Source organism: Mycoplasma sp. 1232, from assembly GCF_034863345.1.
Lineage (GTDB): Bacteria > Bacillota_I > Bacilli_A > Mycoplasmatales > Metamycoplasmataceae > Mycoplasmopsis.
The window spans coordinates 1-6,926 of sequence record NZ_JAYFFB010000015.1 but is presented as its reverse complement, the minus strand read 5'-3'; the positions used below and the strand labels follow the sequence as shown (position 1 = coordinate 6,926).

Here is a 6,926-nt window from a genome sequence, read left to right as displayed (position 1 = left end):
GATATATGGATTAAAAAACGACCCTTAAAAAAGGTCAAACTTGGAAACTCGGGAATTGTAAATTTAATTATAAATTTTTAATTTAAGAAGAGAGAAGAATATGGCAAATAAAAAATTAATAAAGAAATTTTTAACAATTGGAGTAACAACAAGTCCTTTGTTGCTATTTTTACCATCAGCATTGATAAGAGTTGATAACAAAGAAGCCGAAACAGGTGACTATGACCAAATAAATATTTTTTCAACAACCACAAGAAACGCTAATACAGCAGTAGAAAAATATGAAACAGGTTCATGGAACAAAGAAGTTTGAGGAAAAGTGGATCGAACATGATTTCCAAAGAATGATGACCCTTTAAAACCTGAAACAATTATGGAAATTTATGAAAATGGTCGATGGGTTGAATTACAAAATAGCGCTGGACAAAAAACAATTTGAAATCCAAGTGATGATTCCGCAAACGCTTTAAATCCTAATTTCGTTAAGAAAATTAGACTTAGATACTTGTCGATGAGAGCTTATCAAGACCAAGATTCAATGCTTATTCCCGAGAATTATTTTTCTGGTGGTTTTTGATTTTCTAAAGATATTGTTTTGGCAAGCAACATTGATGTAAAAATTTATGACGCGAGAAAATCAAAATATAAAACAAGCCCTAAATTAGAAAGACACGAAACCGTAACAATTGACCCTTTCTCATTTAGTTATACTAGTCGTACCACCGTTTCTCCTACAGTTATTTCAAACACTACCACTACAGACGGCACAAGCGAAGAAAGCGTTTCAAAACAATTTTCAAGTAGATACAATGCTTTTTACACAGAAAATCCTTTAACAGGAGCAAAAAACACAAGTTGATCTGATAATAGTGATTGGGGAACAACTGATATTGTTCATGATATTTTTAGCTTTAATGGAGCAGCGTTTTTAAACAAATATGCACTATATAAACCTGACAATGGTTTATATAATGATGCTGCAAGTTTTGCTAAATCAGATGGTTGAATCACAATTCGTAATAGTCTTGGTGGTTATTTTTACTTTGCTTCAGGTCGCGGTACACAAGCTAGACCACAAGAAGTGGTATTAGAATTTGATGTTAGATTTAACATAAATTCGGATGGTACAACTACAAACGATTTCAACTCTACAACAAGATCGTTTTTTGGAACAACTCAAGCCTATCGTTATGATAATCAAAGCTTATTGCAAAAATTTTCTATGCAAAAACCTAGTTTTTGAAGAAACACCAATTTGATTATTAAAGAAGAATATGATGATAGAGTTAAAAAATCATTTAATACTTTAGATTTAAACGCCCCACAAGCAGAATTTTATTTAGTTAATACACAACTAAATAGTTCTAAAAATTTAAATGACAGTAATTCAGTTGTAAAAATTAATAGAAACAATATTAGCAACTATTCTGATTTTAGTAAACCTTTTACTAATAAAGCAGTTATTCAAGAATCTATTGATATTGATAACGTTGATTCTGCATCAACCACACCTTCTACTTGACAAGCATCTAACATTGAATTAGTTATTAAACAAGATGAAAAAAGCAAAAAATATTGAAAATTTGCTAATAATAATGGTAGATTCACATTAAGCGACCGTAATAACTTTTCAAGCGAAGCCAACATAAATTCAAACATTGTTTGATCATTAACTGATTATGGTACTGTTATTGCAACAATCAAAGAATCTAAATGACTAACGAATCTTCAAAAAGCACAATTAATGGCAGATTTAGAAAAGCAAATAGATCAAGATTACAACTTACCAGGTGGAACAGGCAAGAGAAATCTTAATGAATGAATTGCTTATGTTAAGGCATATGATGACTTGCAAAAACAAATTGAAGAAAAGTTCTTTGAAACAGTTAATTATGCTTCAAGCGATGAAAAAGTAACAGTTGATGACTATGATGGAACTAAAAAGTTGGATTATTTATTTTCAACTCCTGCTTACAAAAATAATATTGATTCTCGCAAATTTTCTTATTGACAAGATGCTGCTTACAAGAGTAATGAATTTAATCAAAGCGAAAAATTATTTGATAGATCAAATGCTCCAACAACTGTTAGCTATAACAATCTTCAATCAACCCTAGCAATTTGAAAAGGAGCGAACTTTGGCACTCCAAATGGTTTAAAAAACTTAAAAGCATTAGAAGATAAAATTAACAATTACGCAGTAATCGCCGATTCTGAATACAACAAACAACAAATTAAAACCTTTATTGAAAAAATTAAAAATAAAGCTTTAAATGATTTTGTAAATATTCAAGTTAAAAATGATCAAGGTCAATCAAGCACAACACTAGCAAACGCTTGAAAAGCAAACTGAAAATATGACTATTTAGGCGATATTCAAAAACTAGAAAAAGCTGTTAGTTTAGCTAATGACATTTACACTAAAACCAAAACATTTAATCAAGAATTAGACACAATCAAAACAAGTGATTTATTTACAGGTGGCAGTACATTAATTGACAAAAATCAAGCTAACACTTCTTATGTTTGAGATGGCCAAAACGCTAGAGAACAATTTAGTAATGTTAATGAACCAGCTTGAACAAAATTAATGAATCAATTAATTGGGTCAGACAATGAAAATAATAAAGCAAATAATGTTTTTGCTTCAGAAACTAATTTATTAAGTGCCAACTTAAAACAAAATTACTTAACAGGTTTTAACAACTTAGTTACTTCATTAGACAACATTTTTGGCAATGGTGGTAAATTAGCTGAAGAATTTAAAAAGTATGTTTATATCGATGCTAAGAAATACTACGACATTGCTAACGAATCAAGCGCTTTAACAAATTGATTTGGAAAAATTAGCAAAATAAATGTTGCTGAGACAGAATATGGCAATCGTCATAATTTTGCAACAAATGCCAACCAAGAATTTGTTTTAACTAAACCTGATCAAAACGAAATTAATGGTTACTTATTGCAAATTTCTAATGCAGTTTATAAAGAATCTGCTAGTGCTGTTAAAGCGCAAATTAAATCCTTACAAAACTTATCAGATGCTCAAAAACAAACTTTTAAAGGCGAAATCGACAAATTAATTGATACAAATTTAGATACAAATAAATTAAATGTAGTTTATAAAAATGATAGTGATTTCACTAAAACATTAAACTTAGCTAAAGAACAAAATAGAATTAATGGAATGACTAAAGCATTAGCTTCTGATGAAAATAAATTTGGTTATGATCAAGCTAATAATAAAACAAAATCAAATACCTTGGTTAGAGATGCTCAATTAGTCAAATTCTATCCAATTGATACTTTAACAGACGCAATTGTGGAAATTAAAGCAATAGCTCAAAAAGAGCAATTAGATGATAGCGGTAGAGCAAAATTAAATTTTGTTGTAAAATCAACTAAAAACTTATATAACACGACTATTCAAAGTGATGAAACAACATCTAATTGAATTACTGGTTTTGCTGCTGATAGAGTTCAAGAAAAACAAAGAATCGATGATTTAAATGCTACATTTGCCCTTAAAACAGCTAAATCGGTATTGGCTCGTGAAATTACTAAAGAAAACTTTGCTCAATATATTGATGTAAATGGAATTAATGATAAAACCGATGAAATTGTTCTTAAAGACAATTCATTTGTTGTTGATGATAAGACTGGAACATTAACTTTTGATTATGTAATTAAGTCAAAAAGAATTAATGATATTGAAACTGAACAAAGACAAGCAACAGTAAACAACTTTAAAACAGAAGTTGAAAGATTAAATGAATTGGTTGCTAATATTAAAAAGAACACATTAACAGTTTCAAACAATTCAATTAGCAATCAAGCAAACAGGTTACCTTCTGAAATTCAAGATAATGAAATTGTTTTTGGTGCTTTAAACAATCAAAATGCATTAGTAAAAATAAACAATATTACTAAAAATGACGAAAACGGCACAATTACAGTTGATTATGCACTTCAATCAAGTATTGCCAACTTAAATGACCAAGTTTCAAGCGATACAAATTCAATTGTTTTAAACGGCTTTTTAACTACTTTAGAAAAGAAAAGACGTGAAGTTTTAGCAAAAATCAACAATAGTCAATTATTGACCAAGCAAGAACAAGCATCATTCTCAAATGAAGCAAACGCACAAGAGCAAACAGTTCAAAAATTAAATCAATTAACAATTAAAGTTGAAAAATATGAAATTGCTAATAAGGTTGCTACAACGTATCTTAATTTAAATGACATTCAAGCTTACAGAATAGCTGATCAAATTAGAAATGCTACTGACAAACAAACTTCCGAGCAAATGTTTAATAATGCTAGTGTTTTAAATGACAAAATGGGCGCTTTGAGCACAACTGTTGTTGATCAATTAAAAGTTTTAACTAATAATGGTTCATTAAATGACAATCAAAATAGTGATGAAAAAACTAATGTTATATATAAATTAGCAAGCGATGACTTAAAACAAGCTTATGATACTGCTTTGTCAGTTGCGCAAGCATTATTAAATAAAAAAACAGGCACAAACGGAGATCTTCAAAAAGTTGAAAAAACATTGAGTGATCTTCAAGCCACTTACAATGCTTTAAATGGTAATAACAAAGTTAGTGAATTAAACAATAAAATAGATCAATTAGGTAATTTAAGTGCTAATCAAAAAGCTAAAATTAAAGAATTAATTAACAACGCTTCTTCAGCTAAGCAAGCTGATAAAATTTACCAAGAAGCAGAAAAATTAAATGCCAATCTACAAGCTTTAATTGACAAAATAACAGAAGCTAAAGCTAAACAAGCTAAAGATATTTATACGAATGATACAAAAGCTAAACACACTGCGTTTGATAAGGCAATTAGCGCAGCAGAAAAAACCTTAAATAACTTTAAACAAGACAATTTTGCCAACATAGATAGTTTAGATAAATTAACGCAAATTAACACAAACGTTGTTAATGAAACAAAAAAATTAAATGATGAAATTGAAAAATTAGATGGCAAAAGACAAATTTTAAGAGATGAAATTAATAACTATGACAATAGTTTATTAATTGATAAACAAAGATTCTTAACACAAATTGAAACTTTGGATCAAAATAATCCAGACCAAAGCAAAGTTGATGAAATACTCAGCTCTGCTTTTGCCGGAACTAAAGCAAAAGCTAATGAAATTGTAGCTGCTTTAGCAAACTTAAGCAATGATGAACAAACTAAATACAAACAACAACTGGATAATGCTCAAAAAGCAACAATTGCTTCACCAGATGCTAATTTATTAACTATTATTCAAGCTGCTCAGGCAGACAATAATGCTAAAGAACAAGCAATTAAACATATTAAACAATTAAATGATTTAAATCAAGCTCAAAAAGATGCATTAGTTGCAGAAATTACCAATTCAAATGTTGATATAATTGAAGCCATTAAAGAAAAAGCTAATAATTTAGATCAAGCAATGACAAATGCTAAAGTAACCATTTTAAACGAACTAAAATCATTAACAGAAAATGCTAATTTAGAATTAAATGATGATGCTTATTCAGCAGACAAAACTTTAGATAACTATCAATTTGCTTCTCATGATGTTAAAGCTAATTACGATGCTGAATTAGCAAAAATTAAAGAATTATTAAGCCAAAACACAGATAAAGCAACAATTGATCAAGCATTAAAAGAATTAGAAAAAGCTTACAACGCACTTGATGGCGAAGAAAACAAAAACAAAAAAGCTAAAGCAGTTGATAAACTTGATAATTTATCAGAAGATCAAAAAGATAACATTAAAGACTTATTAAATAATGCTACTGATGAAGAAGATGCACAAAAAATCTTAGAAAAAGCTCAAAAATTAAACTTAGATCTTGGCGACTTAGAAAAACAAATTAGTTCTACAGAAGCTAAAGTTGCAACAAGTATTTATACCAACGATGCCCAAGACAGAAAAGAAGCTGTTGATCAAGCCTTGGAAAATGCTAAAGCTAAATTAGCAGAATTAAAAGCTAAAGATTTAAGCAATACAACTGCTGATTCATTAAATGGTTTAGCTAATGAAGCAAACCAAAGTAAAGAAGCCTTAAAAACTGCTGATGAAGCACTTGATGGAAATAGAGAAGTATTAAGAAATGACATTAAGAATCATTTCCCAAGTCTAAACGAAAACCAAAAAGGATTATTAATAGCTGAAATAGAAAAATTACCAAAAGTTCCAACACAAGAAGAAACACAAGCTGTTTATGACAAGGCTCTTAAATATGCACAAACCAATGCCAAAGATGAATTAGCCAAATTAGAAAATTTAAATAAAGCTGAACAAGATACATATATTGCTAAAATAAATGCTGCCACATTAGATAATACAAATGAAGATTTTGCTATTAATGTTAAAAATCTTTTAGATCAAGCCAAAGCTGATGAAACAGCTAAAGCACAAGCTATTAAAACAATTAATAATTTAACTAACTTAAATCCAGCTCAAAAATCATCCTTAACTGAAGAAATCAAAAATAACCAAGCAAGTGAAGCTAATAATATTGTTGAAAAAGCTAAAGCAATTGATAACAAAATGAAAGCTTACAAAGATATTGCCGAAGTTGATAAAACAAGTGTTGATTATGTTGAAGCTGATGAAGATCGTCAAGTTAAATACAATAATCAAGTAGCAATTAGAGCTAAAGATTTAGGCGACAATGGAACTAATTTAAGTGTTGAGCAAATTAATGCTAAAATCGCTGAACTAAATAACGCAATCAATGGCTTAAATGGTGATGAAAAAGTTGCTCAAGCTAAACAAAATGCTATTGCTAAAACTAATGGTGAAAACCCGATTTATAACAATTTAACTGCTCAACAAAAAGCAGAAGCAATTGCTAAAATCAATGAGCAAAATTCAGTTGCCGATGTAAATACAGTTGATGCAAATAATGCTTTGG

The 6,926-nt window shown here is 29.2% G+C and carries 1 protein-coding gene; it reads left to right on the top strand.

Annotated features, from left to right (window positions below; genetic code table 4):
* Positions 1–100: 100 nt before the first annotated feature.
* On the top strand, positions 101–6,926 hold a 6,826-nt coding region (locus tag VBM88_RS02925; protein WP_323680441.1), incomplete at its 3' end, for a lipoprotein 17-related variable surface protein.